Genomic DNA, 15601 nt, shown 5'->3' on the forward strand with positions numbered 1-15601 from the left:
CAACAACTTTTACAGATGTCATAATTTGACACCTTAAAAATCTATATTACGTCATACGGGGAGCATTGGCGACATCCCGCAAACAGCCAACAGGAAAATTTGCCAAAAAAAAACAAAATTTTCTGTCAAAACATATTGACTTTTGATTATAAAATATGTATATTATAGATATAAAAGTAAGGTTTGACGAAGAAAAAGCCAAAAAAGTGTTCGAAAAGCATGGCGTCATCATGGAAGATGTCAGGCAAGAAATACTTGCCGAGCGTTTTGACATGGACGATGTCGTAAACCAAGACGGACATCCTGGGCAAAAAATGTTTATTGTACTTGTAAACGGTTACGCCCATTGTGCTCCATTCGTCAAGGAACCTGACGGAACATATTTCCTCAAGACGGCATTCAAAAGCCACCTTTATCAGCGGAGGTACGAAAATGGCGAACTCAGAATTTGACCCGATGGACGAAGAAGAACGTATTCTCATGGAGGCAATTGAACGCGGTGACACAAGGCCTGTACCCAAAGAAGAACTTGAAGCAATCAAAGCAGAAATCCGAGGATCGGCCCACAACATCACCATCCGGATGAAGGATGCCGACATCGAAGGCATGAAGGCAAAGGCGGCCCGTCTCGGAACAAGCTACCAGACGCTCATCAACAGCCTTGTACATCGCTATCTAAACGGCGGCGTCACAATAAACGAGGCGTTTTAAATGATTCTTATATAGACGTCTTGTACTGCAGAATGCAATAGAAAAGAGTATATTAGAAAGGAAACGTCATTTCATTAGGGGTATTCTATGGATAAATTCACGTATCCATATACTCCAGAACAAAAGCATTCTTTCTATGCTTGTTTCTAGGTTTTCTAGGGATTCACAGATTTTACGAAGATAAATTTTGGACAGCATTACTGTGGATGTTTACACTTGGCTTGTTCGGAATAGGTTGGGTGGTCGACCTGATAATCATTCTCAATAAGCCTCGCTATTATGACTCGGACGGGAATGAGTATTATTATGATTAAGTAACGCAGGGAACTCCGGCAAGTTGACAAGATTATCCTCGTTTCTTATATTTTTATTATGAAGCCAAGAACGCGCAACACGCTTACCCCCCCATCAACTGCCCATTTGTGCAGTGATTTTAACAGTATAGTCAGCTTCATAGCATTTCATTCTTTTACATCGAAAGTTCTTCGTGTGCCCCCCCTCTTACGACGGGGGATTTTTCGTGTTTCAAACCCTATAGCGACCCTTTACGAGTCAAAGGAAAAATATGAAAATTCGCAAAAAAATTATTCAAGCATTGGTGGCGCTGGCGGTCATTATGCCGAGCGTAAGTTATAGCGCAGACGCGCAGAACGACATCAAGGACAAATGGATGGCCGAGGCAAAGGAAATCTTTGAGAAGCAGGATTCCACGACCTCCATTCTCGACAGATGCCGCGCTTTCTACTACGGATACCAGAGAGACGCCGAAGCCCAGCGCAACAAAGAAGTCGACTTCCGCCTTGTATATGCCGACCGTATGGTAACCAGCTGGAACCTACTGTTCGACGCGAAGGTGGGGGTCAAATATGAGGATTTCGAGAAAAGCAAAGAAGGTTTGTCCATTAAAGATCCTGCCGACAAGCTGACACTCGAAGCATGGGAATTTGTGAAAACTGAGGTTTACAACAAATTTCCCGGACGAAGCACAAAATACTGGTCGGAAATATACAAGCTCAACCAAAACTTAGACGTACCGCTGCCATTCCAAGACATTTCGGGCTACATCAAGGGTATGCTCGACAAGTCTGAACAATGCAAGAGCAACGAGTGCAAGCTCGTCTGTCTCTACCGTGTAATCGTCAACCGCGAGAAACACACCGTGGAATATCCGCAGGTAATCCCTAACGACGAAATTCTCTATACCGAGCGCATCAAGAATGGCGTAGCCGCATTGCCCGCCGACCTCCTCGCTAAAAACCCGCTACCCGTACTGCGTACCGCCGAGGAGCTCTTCAACAAGCGCATCTCCGACGCAGAAACTCACAAGCTGCCATTTGAGACGCCCAAGAAAAACCGCGACACCGCATTGGAAACACAAATCAAGAAACGCGTTCAGGCTGGCAGCCCCTCCGCCAAAATCAAGGCAGTGGCATTCGGATCCGACGCCACTGCATCGTGGTCCATCCACAGAAACGCATTTGACATACCCATCTCTCGCAGCAAGCAAGGCATCATCATTGTGGAATACCCCGGCAAGCCCGGACTCTATTTGGGCCATGGCCTCACCGCAACCCAGGCACACCAGGGCGGCGGGAAATACGGCAAGTCCGAGGTGAGCCTGGACAATTCGTTCATAATCTGCAAAGAAATGATTTTCGATTCGAATTGGATGCCGATCGATTTGAAATAATTGTCTTCAAAGCGCCAACGCCGCGTACTGCTTCAACGTGTTCCAGATGAAACACGTTGTTTCATAAATGCATCAAATAGCGAAAAATCCGCATCGAACGCACGATAAAGTTCCCCGATTCCGATAAATTTGCATCTTTAATTATATACATTAAGGTAGTTAGGATCGCAAAGTCCATGCGATTACGGGAAGGAGGAATACCATGTTCACGCTACGTTTTTTGTGGATTGCCGCAGCACTGTCCGCCATGTTCCTGGCTGGCTGCGGAACGCCCGTGTACAGGCAGGGGAACCTAACGCAAGGCATTTTCGAGACAAGCGTTCCCGAAAACTTCACCGGTGCAGGCAAGGAATTTGCAGCAGGCTCGTCTATCAAGGGGGTTTCACTTTCGTTCGACTACACGACGGAAGAAGAAATGAAAATGAAAAACGTCAAGAACGCGGAACTCAAAGAAGGCGATTACGACCCTCTAATCAGCGGAAGCGACGATGACAAAAAAATCATGTCCGAAACAAAAATAAAGAAGTTCAGCTACAAGCGAAACCGCTTTCCCGTCTCGGCAGCATTCACGCACCTTTTCAAGGCGAAAGACGAACTTGCATGGGGATATTCCATCGGCCTGGACCCGGGATTCTACGCTCGGGTCATCGGCGGAATCAACAAGAAGAATTTCGAAGTCGGTGCCTATTTCGATATCGAGTTCTATAACGTGGGCGACATTTCGTTCGATTATTACGAATGCAGCGCCCCCACTAAGGAAGGATGCAAGGACATAACCGAAGAGAAGCACCTTGAAGAAGAAAATGTCCGTCAAGGCCGTCTGGGCGCAGGCATCTTCACGTCGTTCTACGTGAACGGCCTAGCGATTTCTTACTCACCGCTGCTCTACGTGCCCACAATAGAACAGGAATACGAGCTGCAAGAGAACGACATGCACGGGAACACCTTACGCACGCGCGTCGACAACCCATTCATACTGAGCCAATACGCAGGCGTATCGAAGTGGATTGACGAGCACTGGAAAGTTTCTCTCGGGGCAACGGTCCTCAGCAGCCTCTATTTCAACGACTTCTACCTTACCGCCAACGCTTCGCTCGGATTCTGGTTCTAAAAAAAATTTCCGATGGCCATCGTTTTAGCGAATGCAATCAGTAAGAGCTCGACGAAGACTCTAGTGTCCGCGCACTCGACAACAAATCATGAACACTCATCGAACATGAAGATTCGGGCATGGGAGGCTTGCCCGGATCCGGCTCATACACAACTTCGTAAGTGCTATGCTTGGCGTAAGGCGCCGTGTAATCAATATACTTGATATTTTCAAGCTCAGATCCATAACTTATCGCGAAATCAGACCAGCAGAGACAATAGGTACTTGCCTGCACGTCAACAAATTTCATGACCAAGGTGTCCCCAGACATCGTCTTGGATAGGGTGCCTCCCTGCCTTCTACAGTTATCTACAACATAATACAGCGTGCCCGAGTATCTTCCGCTCGAATCCGGCTGCATATACGCTTTGGTGGCAAGCGGCGGCACTTCCCCAATAGGATAATCAGCAAAGCAATTCATTGACACCTGGACATCCAATTCCTGCGGCCCCGAAGACGAAGAAACGACTTCCACAGACGAACTAGAATTCACAGTAGTCGTATCGCCCGAATCCGAGCTCGAGGACTTCTCAACGACTACCGAAGACGACAGAGCTTTTTCTGATGAAGAAGATTTCTGTTCAGCTACAGAAGACGACGATTTCGCCTTTTCTTTTGATGATGACGACACATCCTTTGACGAGGAACCTTTCTGTTCAATCGATGACGAAGAAAGCGTTTCTTCTACAGAACTAGAACTGTCAAGTTCTGAATCTGCAGGATTTGAGGATGAAGGCGAATCATCGCCACAAGCAGCCAGCGCCATGGCAAGAGCCGAACTAAAGATAAATGATTTCTTCATGAGAACCTCTTTCTGTTTTCTTCCGTCCCCTATTAAATAATATAATCTTTTTTTCAACGCACTGCATGTAAAAAAAAAAGACGCAAAGTAAAATTAATTATCTTCACTTATATAAAATGAGCAAAAATGGCGGCTCAACGGCCGCCTCTTTTATTACTGTCTCGTGAGCGTCTTGTACCTGATGGGCTTCGGATTGTCGGCATCCTCGCCGAGGCGCTTCTTGCGGTCGGCTTCGTATTCGCTCCAGTTGCCTTCGAACCACACGACCTTGGAATCGCCTTCGTAAGCGAGGATGTGGGTGGCGATGCGGTCCAGGAACCAGCGGTCATGCGAGATAATCACGGCGCAGCCTGCGAACTTGAGGATGGCCTGTTCCAGAGCCTGCAGCGTTTCGATATCCAAGTCGTTGGTCGGTTCGTCGAGGAACAACAGATTGCCCGGCTTCTGCAGGTTCTTCGCCATGAGCACGCGGTTGCGTTCACCGCCCGAAAGCGCCGTGAGCTTTTTCTGCTGGGCAGCACCCGTGAAGTTGAAGAGCCCACAATAGGCGCGGCCGTTCATCTTGCGGTCACCCACCATAATCTCGTCGTTGCCGCCGGTGATTTCTTCCCACACGGTCTTGCTGTCATCGAGGCTATCGCGGCCCTGTTCCATGCTGATGATTTCCACGGTCTCGCCAATCTTGAGCGTACCGCCATCGGGCTTTTCCTGGCCCATAATCATCTTGAACAACGTTGTCTTACCTGCACCATTCGGGCCGATAATGCCCACGATGCCGGAGCGCGGCAAGTTGAAGTTCAAGTCATCAAACAGCACCTTGTCGCCAAAGGCCTTCTGCAGGTGTTCCGCCTGGATAACGATATCGCCCAAGCGCTTGCCGTTCGCAATGTGAATCTGCGCCACCTTGATCTGTTCGCGGGAATCTTCGGCCAAGAGTTCCTCGTAAGCCTTGAGACGGGCCTTGCTCTTGGCCTGGCGCGCCTTCGGGCTCTGCTTGACCCATTCCTGTTCGCGGGCGAGGCGCTTCTGCCTGTCGGATTCGCCCTTCTCTTCGCCACGGAGGCGTTCCAGCTTCTGATCAAGCCACTGGGCGTAATTGCCTTCCCAGGGAATGCCGCGGCCGCGGTCGATTTCCAGAATCCAGTTCGTCACGTTGTCGAGGAAGTAACGGTCATGGGTCACGAGAATCACGGAGCCCTTGTATTCGCGGAGGTGGCGTTCGAGCCAAGCAACCGTTTCGGCATCCAGGTGGTTCGTCGGTTCGTCAAGGAGCAGCAAATCCGGTTCTTCGAGGAGCAAGCGGCAAAGGGCCACGCGGCGTTTTTCACCACCAGAGAGGTTCGTCACCGGCCAGTCACCCGGCGGGCAACGGAGAGCGTCCATCGCAATTTCGATATTGCGGTCGAGGCTCCACAAATCCTGCGCGTCGATGATGTCCTGAAGCTTCGCCTGTTCGTCGAGGAGCTTGTTCATCTCGTCGTCTTCCATGGGTTCGGCGAACTTCATGGAAATCTCGTTGAAGCGGTCGAGCACGGCCTGCTTCTTGGCAACGGCCTGCATCACGTTTTCCTTGACGGTCAAGTTCGGGTCCAGCTGCGGTTCCTGTGGCAGGTAGCCTGCGGTGCGGCCCGGTTCAATCCAGGCTTCACCCTGGAATTCCTTGTCGATGCCCGCCATAATGCGGAGGAGCGTCGACTTACCGGCACCGTTCTGGCCGATGATGCCAATCTTTGCGCCGTAGTAGAAACTGAGTGAAATATCCTTCAGCACCTCCTTGTTAGGCGGGTACGACTTGGTCATCTTGTACATGTAGAAAACGAATTTTTCTGCTTTATTCTGTTCGGCCATAAAAGGTTCCAGTTTGTTTATGGACTCTACGTCCAAGGTGATACGCTATATTTTTTCAATATAGCTTTTTCACGCAACGCCGTTCTTTACTTTTTGAACCGGACAATATCGGTGCGGTTTCCATTGCGGGCAACTACATGGTAGATTCCCGGGGCAAGGCCCTGCACATCGAAAACCGCCGAGCGCACCGTCTGCCTACGCATGACCTCGCGCCCCTGCAGGTCAAGGATGCGCACCGTCGCACCATCAATAAACGTGCTTCCGAGTTCTACAAACAGATGGCTGTCGGCGTAATGGACCGAAGTTCCGTACACGCTTGCGAAATCACCCAGCGCAGTCGTACCCGTGTCGGTTTTCGCCGTATCTTCCTTCGTCGGAATCTTGTCGTCCTTGCCCACCAGGCGCCACATCTGGTTCCATTCCCAGTCGTCGGCCCAGCTCTGCACCACGCGCTCGCCGTCCGTCGTCGCGCGCAGGTACATGTTGCTGTGCTGCATTTTCATGCGCACCACGGAGCCCTCGTAACCGGACTGCTTTTCCATCACCACCTTCTGGTGGGCGCCCCCATTCCACTTGTAAAGACCCATCGTGATGCCCGCATCCGTAGATTCGTTCGGGGTATCGAGAGAAATGTCGCCGAAGTTGATGCGGAACGTCGTCGAAGATAGCGGCGTAACCGTCGCAACAGCATTCTCGCCATTGCAATCACCCAGCGCAAGCTTGTCTTCGGATGTACGGACCATGCAGGTACCAAAATTCATTGACATGATGCGCACCGTATCGGGTTTCGCGGGTTTGGCCTGCCAAACCCGCACCCAGTCCGCCTCGAAATACGCCGGCTTGTCGGAGGTAATCTCGATATCATCGCCCGCCCAGCCACCGATGGCGAGGTTCACGATGATGTACTGAGCCGCAAGCTGCTTGATTTCTGTCGGGCGCGTGTAACTTGCAAACCGCTTGTCGTCAAAGTAAAAACTGAGGGTCGACTCGTCCCATTCCACGCCGTAGTTGTGAAACCCCGCAGAACGGTCCACGTCATCGTCCTTGTGTCCGCCGAAGGACGCCTCGTGATCCCATGCAGAGCCGTGACTGCTATACCAGCTCGGGTCGGTGTAGTGCAGGTAGTAGTGGTGCTGCTTGCGCGACGCAGGAATTTCGAGAATGTCGATTTCCGGAGGCCAACCGTCCTGCAGGGTCCAGAACGCGGGCCACGTTCCCTTCTGCCACGGGGCCTTGAAGCGGCCTTCGATGTAGCCGTACTTGACTTCGAAGTGACCCTTAGTATCGATAGCGCCCGAGGTGTAGTCCACCGGGATTTCCTTGTTGTTGAACTTCGCCTTTTTTCCGTTGGCATTAGGGTGAACTTTCTTTTCGCCCTTCAGCTTGAGCGTACCATCGGAGACAATCACGTTCTCTTCGGCGCAGTAGGCGCGATGGTTGTGCGTCGGGCCCCAGTTGTACGTGGGGTTCCACTTTTTTTTGTCAAGAGAAGTACCGTCGAAGTTGTCCTCGAACACCTTCTCCCAGCCGCTGAAGTTCGCCGGCGGGTCAGCAAAGGCAAGCGTTACTGCAACCGCACCCGCGAGAACCAGGAATTTTCTTTTCATATCCTAAACCAACCTCATCCAAAGTTTATTTCCGACATCCCACCTTTTATTACCTCGCTTAATCTATACTCTTTTGTACAAAAACGCAATAGAGAGCCCCCGCACAAACGCAAAAACGCCCCGATTTCGGGGCATTTTCTAGAAAAATTTTACAAACGTTTATCGCATGCGGCGCGGGAGCTCGGACGCATGCTTCTGGAGCCACACGGCATCTTCGAGAGCGCGTTCGGCCTCGGTAGCCCAGTCGGAATCCGGGAACTGCTGCACGACGTCGCGGTAGCGCTGCGCCGCGCTGTTGAAGTCGCGCAGTTCGCGGTAGATATTGCCCATCTGGAGCATGGCGAAGTAGCGTTCGTCCGGAAAAATTTCCATATTGAGCAGAGCCTTGTACATCTGGAGAGCCGCTTCGAAACTGCCCGCCTTGAAGAGCAAGTTCGCATTCGCGATGGAATTACCGTCGGACGCGGGCGCCGTAGAAGCCTCGGGGGCGGATGCCGTCGCGGGGGCCGCGGCAGGTGCGGCGGCCACGGGTTCCACGGCACCAGCCTTCGCAATGGAATCCTTCTTCTCGGCTTCCACAACCTTCAGCGAATCGGCGACAGCCTTCATCTCGGCAAGTCGGTCCTCGGCAGGGCGGCGGAACTTCGCATCGGGAGCGGCCTTCTTCAGGTACGCCGCCAGGGATTTCTTTTCGAGGTCGCCACGCTTGGTCTTCTGGTAGACAAGCGCAAGGTAGTAGTTGGCGTCGTTGCCCTCTTCCTTGTACTCGATACCCTTCTTCAGGTTGATTTCTGCCTTGTCGTATTCGCCCATGTAGTAGCGCGTGACACCGGCATAGAAATAGGCACCCTTGTCGCCGGGCTTCTTGGCAAGCACCTCGCGCCAGAGCGGAGCCGCCTCGCTGTATTTTCCGGCAGCGAGCAGGACCTTGCCCTTCTCGAACGGGTCGGTCGGCGTCGCAGCCTCGGCCTTCGCGGGTTCCACCGGTTTGGCCTCAGGAGTGGCCTTTGCCGGTTCGGCGGCCTTTACAGGTTCGGCCGGCTTCACGGGCTCAGCCGTTTTCATCGGCTCGGCGGCCTTCGTTTCGGGAGCCTTGGTCTCGACCGGGGCAGGTTTCGGTTCGGCGGGTTTCGCCTCCGCAACCGGTTCGGCAGGCGCTGCAGGAGCTTCCGCCTGCTGCACAGGCGCTTCTTCCACAGGTCTGTTCTTCGGGTCCTTCAGGCGTTCCTCGTCGGCCTTCGCCTTCTGCCCCATGAGTTCGTAGACTTTCGCGGCTCCCTCGTAGGCCTTGCTCATCGTGGGCGCAAACTTGTACGCGAGGCGGTAGTTGGCAAGCGCACGGCTATAGTTCTTCGTCTTGACGTAGACTTCCGCAGCAAGGAAGTAGGCCTCGGAATTCTGGGGCTGTTCCGCAAGGATCGCCCTGTATTCACCGAGAGCCATTTCGTATTCACCCTTCGCCTCGAAAATTGCCCCCTGTTCTATGCGGGGGTCAGCGGCAAAGGCGGCGCCAAACGCGAGCGCCAGCATGACAGCAGATACACGAATATTCATGCATAAAATTTAATAAAAATCCACTACGGGGCAGACTTGAAAATCTTCATTTGACGCACAGAGCCCGCCATCGTAAGCCGTACCACATACACTCCCGCACGCAGGCCCGAAAGGTCGACCACGCGGGAGGCGCTGGAGAGCACCTTCGTGCCGTCCATCCGCAGTACGTCTACACGGAACTGGCCTGCCGCATAGATTTCCAGGCGGGATTCGCGGGCAATGTAGCGCATGGGCTCACCATGCAGGGATTTCGAGACCACGAGAGCGTCCGTACCATCCGAGGATTCCGCACTCGACGAGCTTTCCGCTTTTTCGGACGAAGAAGATTTCTCGGACGAGGAACTCGACTTCTCGGAACTGCTGGACAGATCCTCGACCGGTGCCGAGGATGACGAAGAAGCGAGAGTCGAGGATGACGAAGAAACCGGCACAACATTCCCATTCCAGCCCTTGTAGGCCACGAGCGCATCCTTGAGCGGCTGGTTCACATCAGAAGAAGCATCATCAACAGAATTGTCGAAAGTCCACTTGAAATCGCCGCCCTGCACGCGGCCCGCATACCGGACAACGTTGTCCCTAGCCGTTACGGCATCGTCCGCCTTGTAGCTGTACATCACGGAGTTGTCGGTATCGAAGTTGTTGTAGGTATTTCCACCATCGTACGACTTGACCGTAGAAGGCACCTTCGCGCTGCGGCTATCCACGACATACGCATCGAAATCTTCAGAGGTATTGATTCCCTGGCTTGCCGCCGTCGTTTCCACACCCTTTACCTTGTACGAGGTCGCGCCATACGGAATGAACGTGTAGGAGCCTTCAAAATGGTTGCCGTAAGCCTTGATGGTACCGCCCGCTTCCTTACTGAACGTGCCGTTGTTCGTCGGGTCGCGCTTGGTGCCGCTCGCATACACGTCAGTCCCCTGCATCGAAGTGAGCATCGGGTACTTGCAGTTGCGGAAGTAGTTGTTTTCCATGAACACCGAGGAACCCAGCGTAGAGCCCGCACCGTATTTGGCATTGCCGTCGTAGTAGTTGTTGTACACATGCGCGCTGTAGTAGCGCACGCGCGGGTGGCGGCTGTCGGAATGGTCGTACCAGTTGTGGTGATACGTGATGTAGTAGCCATCGTTCGTACCTTCCTTAAGCCCGAGCAGGTTCGACTTGCCGTTGTCCCAGAAATGGTTATAGCTGAACGTAATGTACGTGGAAAGTTTGCAGTCAAGCGCGCCATCGCCCTTCACCTGGTCCTTGTCGCTGCCCGTATCGCCGTAGAAGAAGTCGCAGTTGTGCACCCACACGTACTGGTTGTTCTGCTGCAGGCCAACGTTGTCGCCTTCATCGCTGTTCACGTTCATGATTCCGAGATTACGGATTTCCACGTTCTGCGCGTTCTTGACGCGAATTCCCCAGCCGTTCACCGTAGCATCGGGCCCGACACCTTCCACCGTCACATAGGAGGTTTCAGACTTGCCGAGGTCAATCACCATGTCGCCCTGCACGAGCGAGTCGGAATCCGTCACGTTGCCGACAAGGCGCAGGTCGAGCGGAGTCGTCTCGTAGCCCTTCTTGTAGCAGTTCAATATGCCCTGGAAGCTCTTGCAAGTTGTCTTTGTACCCTTTGAACTTGTAGCCACGTCCATCGTCACGGTATTCTTGGTGCTTTCGGTAATGTAGAGCACCACGGCGCCATCCTTGAGCGTGCCGTCGGCCTTGTACGCACCGGGAACGCGCCCGTTAGCAAAAGCAAAACCGCTGCGGTCGTGCGCCTTTACCGAAAGCGTCTTTGTAGTGGCAGAAGCGCCTTCCTTGCCACCCTTCACGCCCACAACCTTGAGCGTGTAGTCGCCCGCCTTGAGGCCCGGAACGTCTACGCGCCAGGTAGAACCGTACTTGCGGACAAGTTCCGCATCGACCTTAACATTGCTCTTACCATTACCCGAGTAATACACGTTGTAACTGTCGGAGCCGTCCGAGGCCCACTGGGCGTAGGCAGATTCGAGCCAGCCACCGGCATCGCCGAGGGTCACCTGGGCACCCGCCACGGCCACCAAACCGAGGCAAGAAATAGCTATAACCAAACATTTCATACATCCATCCCTTTTTCGGGAACACCGCGAAGACATTCCGCTATTTGTTCTCAAATTGTTTCTCAAAAATATAATTCAATTTCAACTCAACTTGCAATTATTTTCTCTATTTTTAGGTAATTTTACAAAATTACGTTCTCAAATTTTTATAAAAACACCATTTTCAACGCAGATTTTGCGTAGAATATTACAAAAAACACGGAAAGTCATGATACAAAAGCCAACAAAAAACAACGCTTATTCCGGAAGTCGCCCCCTTTTTTGCGCCTATTTTTTTATTCTTGTAGAAAATCAATTTGGAAAAAAGATGAAGTCTAGATTACTTTTGACAATGTTGTCCCTACTTTTTGCAACAACATTTGCAGAAAACGCACCGGACACAGCCAATTTCGATATTCTTCACGGAAGCGCCTACTACTATTCCGTAAATGCGCCGAGTGAAGCCCCTTCCACACTAAGAAACCTCTACACCCCGCACCTCATGTTCGGGCACAACCTCGCCTCCATCAACCTCAACGTGAACACCGGCGGCATTGCAAGCTACGCCTCCGGCAGCCACACCTCCTATATCGCCCTCCAGGGCAGAGAGGCCATGTTCGGCATCGCTACAAAGACCTTCGGCCTGGGCTTTGGGCTCATCATCGACGAAAAAGTGGACCTTTCCAGCGAAAAGGACGCCTACCACAAGGACGAAACCACAGAAATCGTCAGCAAGAACGCGCTCTCCCTCCGTTTCTCCATGCCCCTGCAATCAATCGACTTCTTGGCGTTCTTGAGATTCACGCAAGGCGTCGATTCCGTTGCCATAAATGAGTACGCCGACAGCGAAGGCAAGAACAACCTGGATTACCACAGAAACAACTACGAAATTTCCGGCTCGCTGAGCCTCACAAACCGGCCTTCCGCCAAAAACTTTTTCTGGAGCTCCGGCATAGGCGCAACCCGCAACAACAGGACAAGGGAGACGACCTACAAAAGCACAATCGACCCCGACGACAACTACCACAACCAGACCAATGCACAGGACAGCTACATCTATGCGAACCTCTTCTACAACTTCAGCAGCATCGTCCTGAAATCGAAGAACGCGCGTCTCCATGTCGGCAACAACGCCCGCCTCTACGCCACCCTCTACGACCAGGTCGAAGACAAGGACAGCCATCGCAAGGACTTCTACGTAACCGGATCGCTCATTCTCACTCCCAACATACTCGCCGAATACGCATTCAACGAGAACTGGATGTTCTGGGGTGCGGCAAGCTACACCTGGACCACCTCCGGCAACCACGAAGACTACATCGAATACTGGAAAGACGAAAACGAAACGAAGAACAAATTTACGCGATTCTCCACCAATACCGGTGCAGTCGACGTGAGCACGGGACTCCTTTTCAAGTACAAGAAGCTGACTCTTGAAGCGGGAGTCGCCTCCAATTTATTCAGCAACCCCTTCAGGGGCTTCAGCGGCAACAACGTCCAGTACAACTTTACCGGGATTGTCGAATTTTAATCGGGAGAAAACATGAAAAAGACGCTATTCCTTTCTCTGCTCTTGATTCTAGCCCTTATTGTCGCGTGCACCTCGGACTCCGCCATCACAGGGCCGCACAACAGTTCCACCCCGCATGACAGCGCATACGTCTATTCCAGCAGCTCGAAGAAGGCCTCCAGCAGCAGCAAGGCCATCGAGAGTTCTTCCAGCGCAAAGTCCTCGTCCAGTGAAGACGACGAAATTTCCAGCAGCTCCGCAAGGTCGAGTTCTTCCGTAGCATCGAGTTCCAGCGAAGACGACGAGGAAAGTTCCTCCAGCGCCGAAGAAGAATCGAGCTCCAGCGAAGACGACGAAGAAAGCTCTTCCAGCGCCGAAGAGGAATCGAGTTCTAGCGAAGATAACGAGGAAAGTTCTTCCAGCGCCGATGAAGAATCGAGTTCCAGCGAAGCCGGAGAAGAAAGCTCATCAAGCGAAGAGGATCCGGGTTCCAGCAGTTCGGCGGAGCCGTCATCCTCGACATCAAACGAGGAGACCTCCAGTTCGTCGGACGACGTGGGAAACTCTTCTAGCAGCGAAAAAGTTTAAGAAACAATAACAAAGGACAAGCAATGAATATCAAACTGATTACCTTGACTGCGGCAGTCGCCTTCGCAACCGCCATGGCTCAGGATTCCAGCGAAGACACAAGCGCAGCCCCGCAGACAGAACCTGCCGTGGAAGCTCCGGCGCCCGCACCAGCCCCCGCTCCCGCACCCGCCGCCCCGGCTCCGGCAGCCACTACGCCTACCACCGCACAGGCGACCGATTCCACCACGGAAACTCCGAAGGCAAACCGTATCCACGGCATCGCCTACAACAGGGTCGGCAACCAGGCCGCAGACGCAACAATCCGTGACAACCTGAACAAGCCCTACAAGATGGCCGGCGCCAAGCTTGTCTATATGGAACCCACGAGCAACTTCAGCGCAGTCGCCTTTGGCAACGGCAACACCAAGTTCCTCTCGTTCGATATGGAACAGGGGCTGGGCCTTGCCACCGCGGGTATCGCCAACGGCATGATGGGTATCTCCTTGAGCTACGCCCTGAGCAAGCAGATTACCTTTACCAAGAGCAAGGACGCCTACGAAATGGAAACCGAGGACACCTACACGGTCAACGCGGGTGACATCCTCCGCCTCCGCTTCGCCATGCTCCTCGGCGCCATCGACCTGAACGCATCCGTCTTCTGGCTCACCTACCAGAACGAAACGTCCACTAGCGAAGAATACAAGGACGCCGACACCAAGAGATCTACCGACATCGACCGCGACTACTGGGATATCGGCGGAAACGTGTTCGTGAGCAACGACCCCTCCGCCAAGGGCATCTTCTGGAACGCGGGCGTGAACTTCACCCGCCACGAAAGCGCCTACGAAAGGGAAGCAAAGAACGGCAACTCCACGTCCACCACCGAAACGACCGGGGAAGACGCGAACATCTACATCCAGCCGTCCATCAACATCGGCGCAAGCATCCTCCAGAACAAGTTCGCCAGGGTGCTTCTCGGCATCTACGCCCGCGCACCCTTCGTCTTCTACGATGAATTCGAAGACGAAACGAACAAGAACAAGGATTCCTACTTCACCATGGGAATCTACGCCGTACCCAACATCTTTGCCGAACTTAGGCTCGGCAACTGCTGGAAGGTATTTGCAGGCGCGAACTTCAACTGGACCGTATTCGCCATGGAAGACGAAGAGTTCATCACCGACTACAACGACGAACTCGACATCGTGAAGAACAACACGACAAACATCAGCATGCGCACGGGAACGACGAACGTGGATATCGGAGCCCGCTTCCAATACAGCAACTTCGCCGTGGAAGCCTCCATCGCCAATACGTTCTACTCGAATCCGTTCGGCGGGTTCGCGGATGAAAACTTCAACTTCATTGCCAACTTCGGCGGGTTCATCTACTTCTAACAGGGAGGCATCATCATGAAAAAAACATTTGCCATTCTTCTTGCGTCCTTAGCAGCAGTCGTCCTTTCTGCATGCTCCGCCGCAGACGACAGCACGATAACCTCCCCGCGCATGGGTAAAATTGCGAACGACATCTGTCCCAACCCCACCGCCATTACGGTCACCGCCTCGTACACCACCATCAAGTGTGACGACGGAACCACGTACAAGTGCGATGATCTCGGCTGCGAGAAGGATTAATTTATTATAACCCTACGGCAAGCACAGTTTGCCACGCGCCCGAAAGGGCGCGTTTTTTATAGTTTTTCAAGCTGGGCGTACAGGTCGTAAAGCCTCTGCACCCCGTTTTCGAGTCCGAAGTAATGCCTTATGTAGGGCACGAGAAGCACAAGGAACATCACGTCGAGGCAAAACACGGCAAGTGCGGGGTTAGAGACGAAGAAAAAGAAACCGCCGACCGTCAACAGGGCAAACAGCACCAGGACAATTTCGTGCGCAAGCCTCTCGTGCTGGAAGAATCCGATATGCGTACGTACCGACAGCAGCTGCGCTTCCGTCAGCGGAGCCCCTTCTGCGACAAGGTCCTGGAGCGATTTTTCGTAGTCGGAGAGTTTCTTGAGCATGGCGAATCCTTTTTTGTGCAAAATAATCAAAATATTTCAAAAAAAACATGAAATTTCGTAATAAGAATAGTAT

The 15601-nt window shown here is 52.6% G+C and carries 15 protein-coding genes; 9 read left to right on the plus strand and 6 right to left on the minus strand.

Annotated elements, in window-relative coordinates; genetic code table 11:
* Positions 1-155 precede the first annotated feature (155 nt).
* From B2952_RS08725 to B2952_RS08745, 5 genes are all read left to right on the plus strand, one after another.
* Positions 156-452 carry a hypothetical protein gene (locus B2952_RS08725; RefSeq protein ID WP_290728925.1) on the plus strand — a complete coding sequence of 99 codons (297 nt, stop codon included), beginning with the start codon at positions 156-158 and terminating at the stop codon, positions 450-452.
* Complete coding sequence (locus B2952_RS08730) at positions 433-711, plus strand: hypothetical protein (protein ID WP_290728927.1); 279 nt, start codon at positions 433-435, stop codon at positions 709-711. The genes B2952_RS08725 and B2952_RS08730 overlap by 20 nt, the downstream gene beginning before the upstream one ends.
* A gap of 107 nt (positions 712-818) precedes the next feature.
* Positions 819-1025: a TM2 domain-containing protein gene (locus tag B2952_RS08735; protein WP_290729092.1), complete on the plus strand. Its 207-nt coding sequence runs from the start codon at positions 819-821 to the stop codon at positions 1023-1025.
* Positions 1026-1276: 251 nt separating this feature from the next.
* A complete protein-coding gene (locus tag B2952_RS08740; protein WP_290728929.1) occupies positions 1277-2401 on the plus strand; it encodes a hypothetical protein in 1125 nt (374 codons plus the stop codon).
* A 202-nt stretch (positions 2402-2603) separates the two neighbouring features.
* Positions 2604-3512, plus strand: a complete 909-nt coding sequence (locus tag B2952_RS08745) for a hypothetical protein (RefSeq protein WP_290728931.1) — start codon at positions 2604-2606, stop codon at positions 3510-3512.
* 37 nt (positions 3513-3549) lie between these two features.
* Here the strand turns inward: B2952_RS08745 and B2952_RS08750 are convergent, their stop codons facing one another.
* The 5 genes from B2952_RS08750 to B2952_RS08770 all read right to left on the minus strand — a co-directional run bounded on the left by B2952_RS08750 (position 3550) and on the right by B2952_RS08770 (position 11449).
* Positions 3550-4317, minus strand: coding sequence for a hypothetical protein (locus tag B2952_RS08750; RefSeq protein ID WP_290781590.1), 768 nt, complete (start codon positions 4315-4317; stop codon positions 3550-3552).
* 189 nt (positions 4318-4506) lie between these two features.
* Complete coding sequence (ettA, locus tag B2952_RS08755; RefSeq protein WP_290728935.1) at positions 4507-6201, minus strand: energy-dependent translational throttle protein EttA; 1695 nt, start codon at positions 6199-6201, stop codon at positions 4507-4509.
* An 86-nt stretch (positions 6202-6287) separates the two neighbouring features.
* Entirely contained in the window at positions 6288-7808 is a 1521-nt protein-coding gene (locus tag B2952_RS08760; protein WP_290734394.1) for a family 16 glycosylhydrolase, read from the minus strand.
* A 159-nt stretch (positions 7809-7967) separates the two neighbouring features.
* On the minus strand, positions 7968-9362 hold the full coding sequence (locus B2952_RS08765; protein ID WP_290734392.1) for a tetratricopeptide repeat protein: 1395 nt from the start codon (positions 9360-9362) through the stop codon (positions 7968-7970).
* Positions 9363-9385: 23 nt separating this feature from the next.
* Complete coding sequence (locus tag B2952_RS08770; RefSeq protein ID WP_290734390.1) at positions 9386-11449, minus strand: pectate lyase family protein; 2064 nt, start codon at positions 11447-11449, stop codon at positions 9386-9388.
* A 331-nt stretch (positions 11450-11780) separates the two neighbouring features.
* On the opposite strand from B2952_RS08770, the gene B2952_RS08775 reads away from it, so the two are divergent.
* Genes B2952_RS08775 through B2952_RS08790 form a run of 4 tightly spaced genes read left to right on the plus strand, consistent with a single transcriptional unit; the run spans position 11781 to position 15145 of the window.
* Positions 11781-12959, plus strand: coding sequence for a hypothetical protein (locus B2952_RS08775; RefSeq protein ID WP_290734389.1), 1179 nt, complete (start codon positions 11781-11783; stop codon positions 12957-12959).
* 12 nt (positions 12960-12971) lie between these two features.
* Positions 12972-13526 carry a hypothetical protein gene (locus B2952_RS08780; RefSeq protein WP_290723126.1) on the plus strand — a complete coding sequence of 185 codons (555 nt, stop codon included), beginning with the start codon at positions 12972-12974 and terminating at the stop codon, positions 13524-13526.
* A gap of 23 nt (positions 13527-13549) precedes the next feature.
* On the plus strand, positions 13550-14905 hold the full coding sequence (locus B2952_RS08785) for a hypothetical protein (protein ID WP_290734388.1): 1356 nt from the start codon (positions 13550-13552) through the stop codon (positions 14903-14905).
* Positions 14906-14920: 15 nt separating this feature from the next.
* On the plus strand, positions 14921-15145 hold the full coding sequence (locus tag B2952_RS08790; RefSeq protein WP_290723130.1) for a hypothetical protein: 225 nt from the start codon (positions 14921-14923) through the stop codon (positions 15143-15145).
* A 56-nt stretch (positions 15146-15201) separates the two neighbouring features.
* On the opposite strand, the gene B2952_RS08795 is transcribed toward B2952_RS08790, so the two are convergent.
* A complete protein-coding gene (locus B2952_RS08795) occupies positions 15202-15528 on the minus strand; it encodes a hypothetical protein (protein ID WP_173365638.1) in 327 nt (108 codons plus the stop codon).
* Between the last annotated feature and the right edge of the window lie 73 nt (positions 15529-15601).

The sequence above is a fragment of the Fibrobacter sp. UBA7003 genome, from assembly GCA_002449765.1.
In the GTDB taxonomy this organism is placed as follows: Bacteria; Fibrobacterota; Fibrobacteria; order Fibrobacterales; family Fibrobacteraceae; genus Fibrobacter.

What these genes read in the sequence shown, in the direction of transcription:
- B2952_RS08790 (WP_290723130.1), top strand. Translation starts at nt 14,921, where the DNA reads ATGAAAAAAACATTTGCCATTCTTCTTGCGTCCTTAGCAGCAGTCGTC.
- B2952_RS08765 (WP_290734392.1), bottom strand. Translation starts at nt 9,362, where the DNA reads ATGAATATTCGTGTATCTGCTGTCATGCTGGCGCTCGCGTTTGGCGCC.
- B2952_RS08760 (WP_290734394.1), bottom strand. Translation starts at nt 7,808, where the DNA reads ATGAAAAGAAAATTCCTGGTTCTCGCGGGTGCGGTTGCAGTAACGCTT.
- B2952_RS08750 (WP_290781590.1), bottom strand. Translation starts at nt 4,317, where the DNA reads ATGGCGCTGGCTGCTTGTGGCGATGATTCGCCTTCATCCTCAAATCCT.
- B2952_RS08770 (WP_290734390.1), bottom strand. Translation starts at nt 11,449, where the DNA reads ATGAAATGTTTGGTTATAGCTATTTCTTGCCTCGGTTTGGTGGCCGTG.
- B2952_RS08725 (WP_290728925.1), top strand. Translation starts at nt 156, where the DNA reads ATGTATATTATAGATATAAAAGTAAGGTTTGACGAAGAAAAAGCCAAA.
- B2952_RS08745 (WP_290728931.1), top strand. Translation starts at nt 2,604, where the DNA reads ATGTTCACGCTACGTTTTTTGTGGATTGCCGCAGCACTGTCCGCCATG.
- B2952_RS08775 (WP_290734389.1), top strand. Translation starts at nt 11,781, where the DNA reads ATGTTGTCCCTACTTTTTGCAACAACATTTGCAGAAAACGCACCGGAC.
- B2952_RS08740 (WP_290728929.1), top strand. Translation starts at nt 1,277, where the DNA reads ATGAAAATTCGCAAAAAAATTATTCAAGCATTGGTGGCGCTGGCGGTC.
- ettA (WP_290728935.1), bottom strand. Translation starts at nt 6,201, where the DNA reads ATGGCCGAACAGAATAAAGCAGAAAAATTCGTTTTCTACATGTACAAG.
- B2952_RS08795 (WP_173365638.1), bottom strand. Translation starts at nt 15,528, where the DNA reads ATGCTCAAGAAACTCTCCGACTACGAAAAATCGCTCCAGGACCTTGTC.
- B2952_RS08780 (WP_290723126.1), top strand. Translation starts at nt 12,972, where the DNA reads ATGAAAAAGACGCTATTCCTTTCTCTGCTCTTGATTCTAGCCCTTATT.
- B2952_RS08730 (WP_290728927.1), top strand. Translation starts at nt 433, where the DNA reads ATGGCGAACTCAGAATTTGACCCGATGGACGAAGAAGAACGTATTCTC.
- B2952_RS08785 (WP_290734388.1), top strand. Translation starts at nt 13,550, where the DNA reads ATGAATATCAAACTGATTACCTTGACTGCGGCAGTCGCCTTCGCAACC.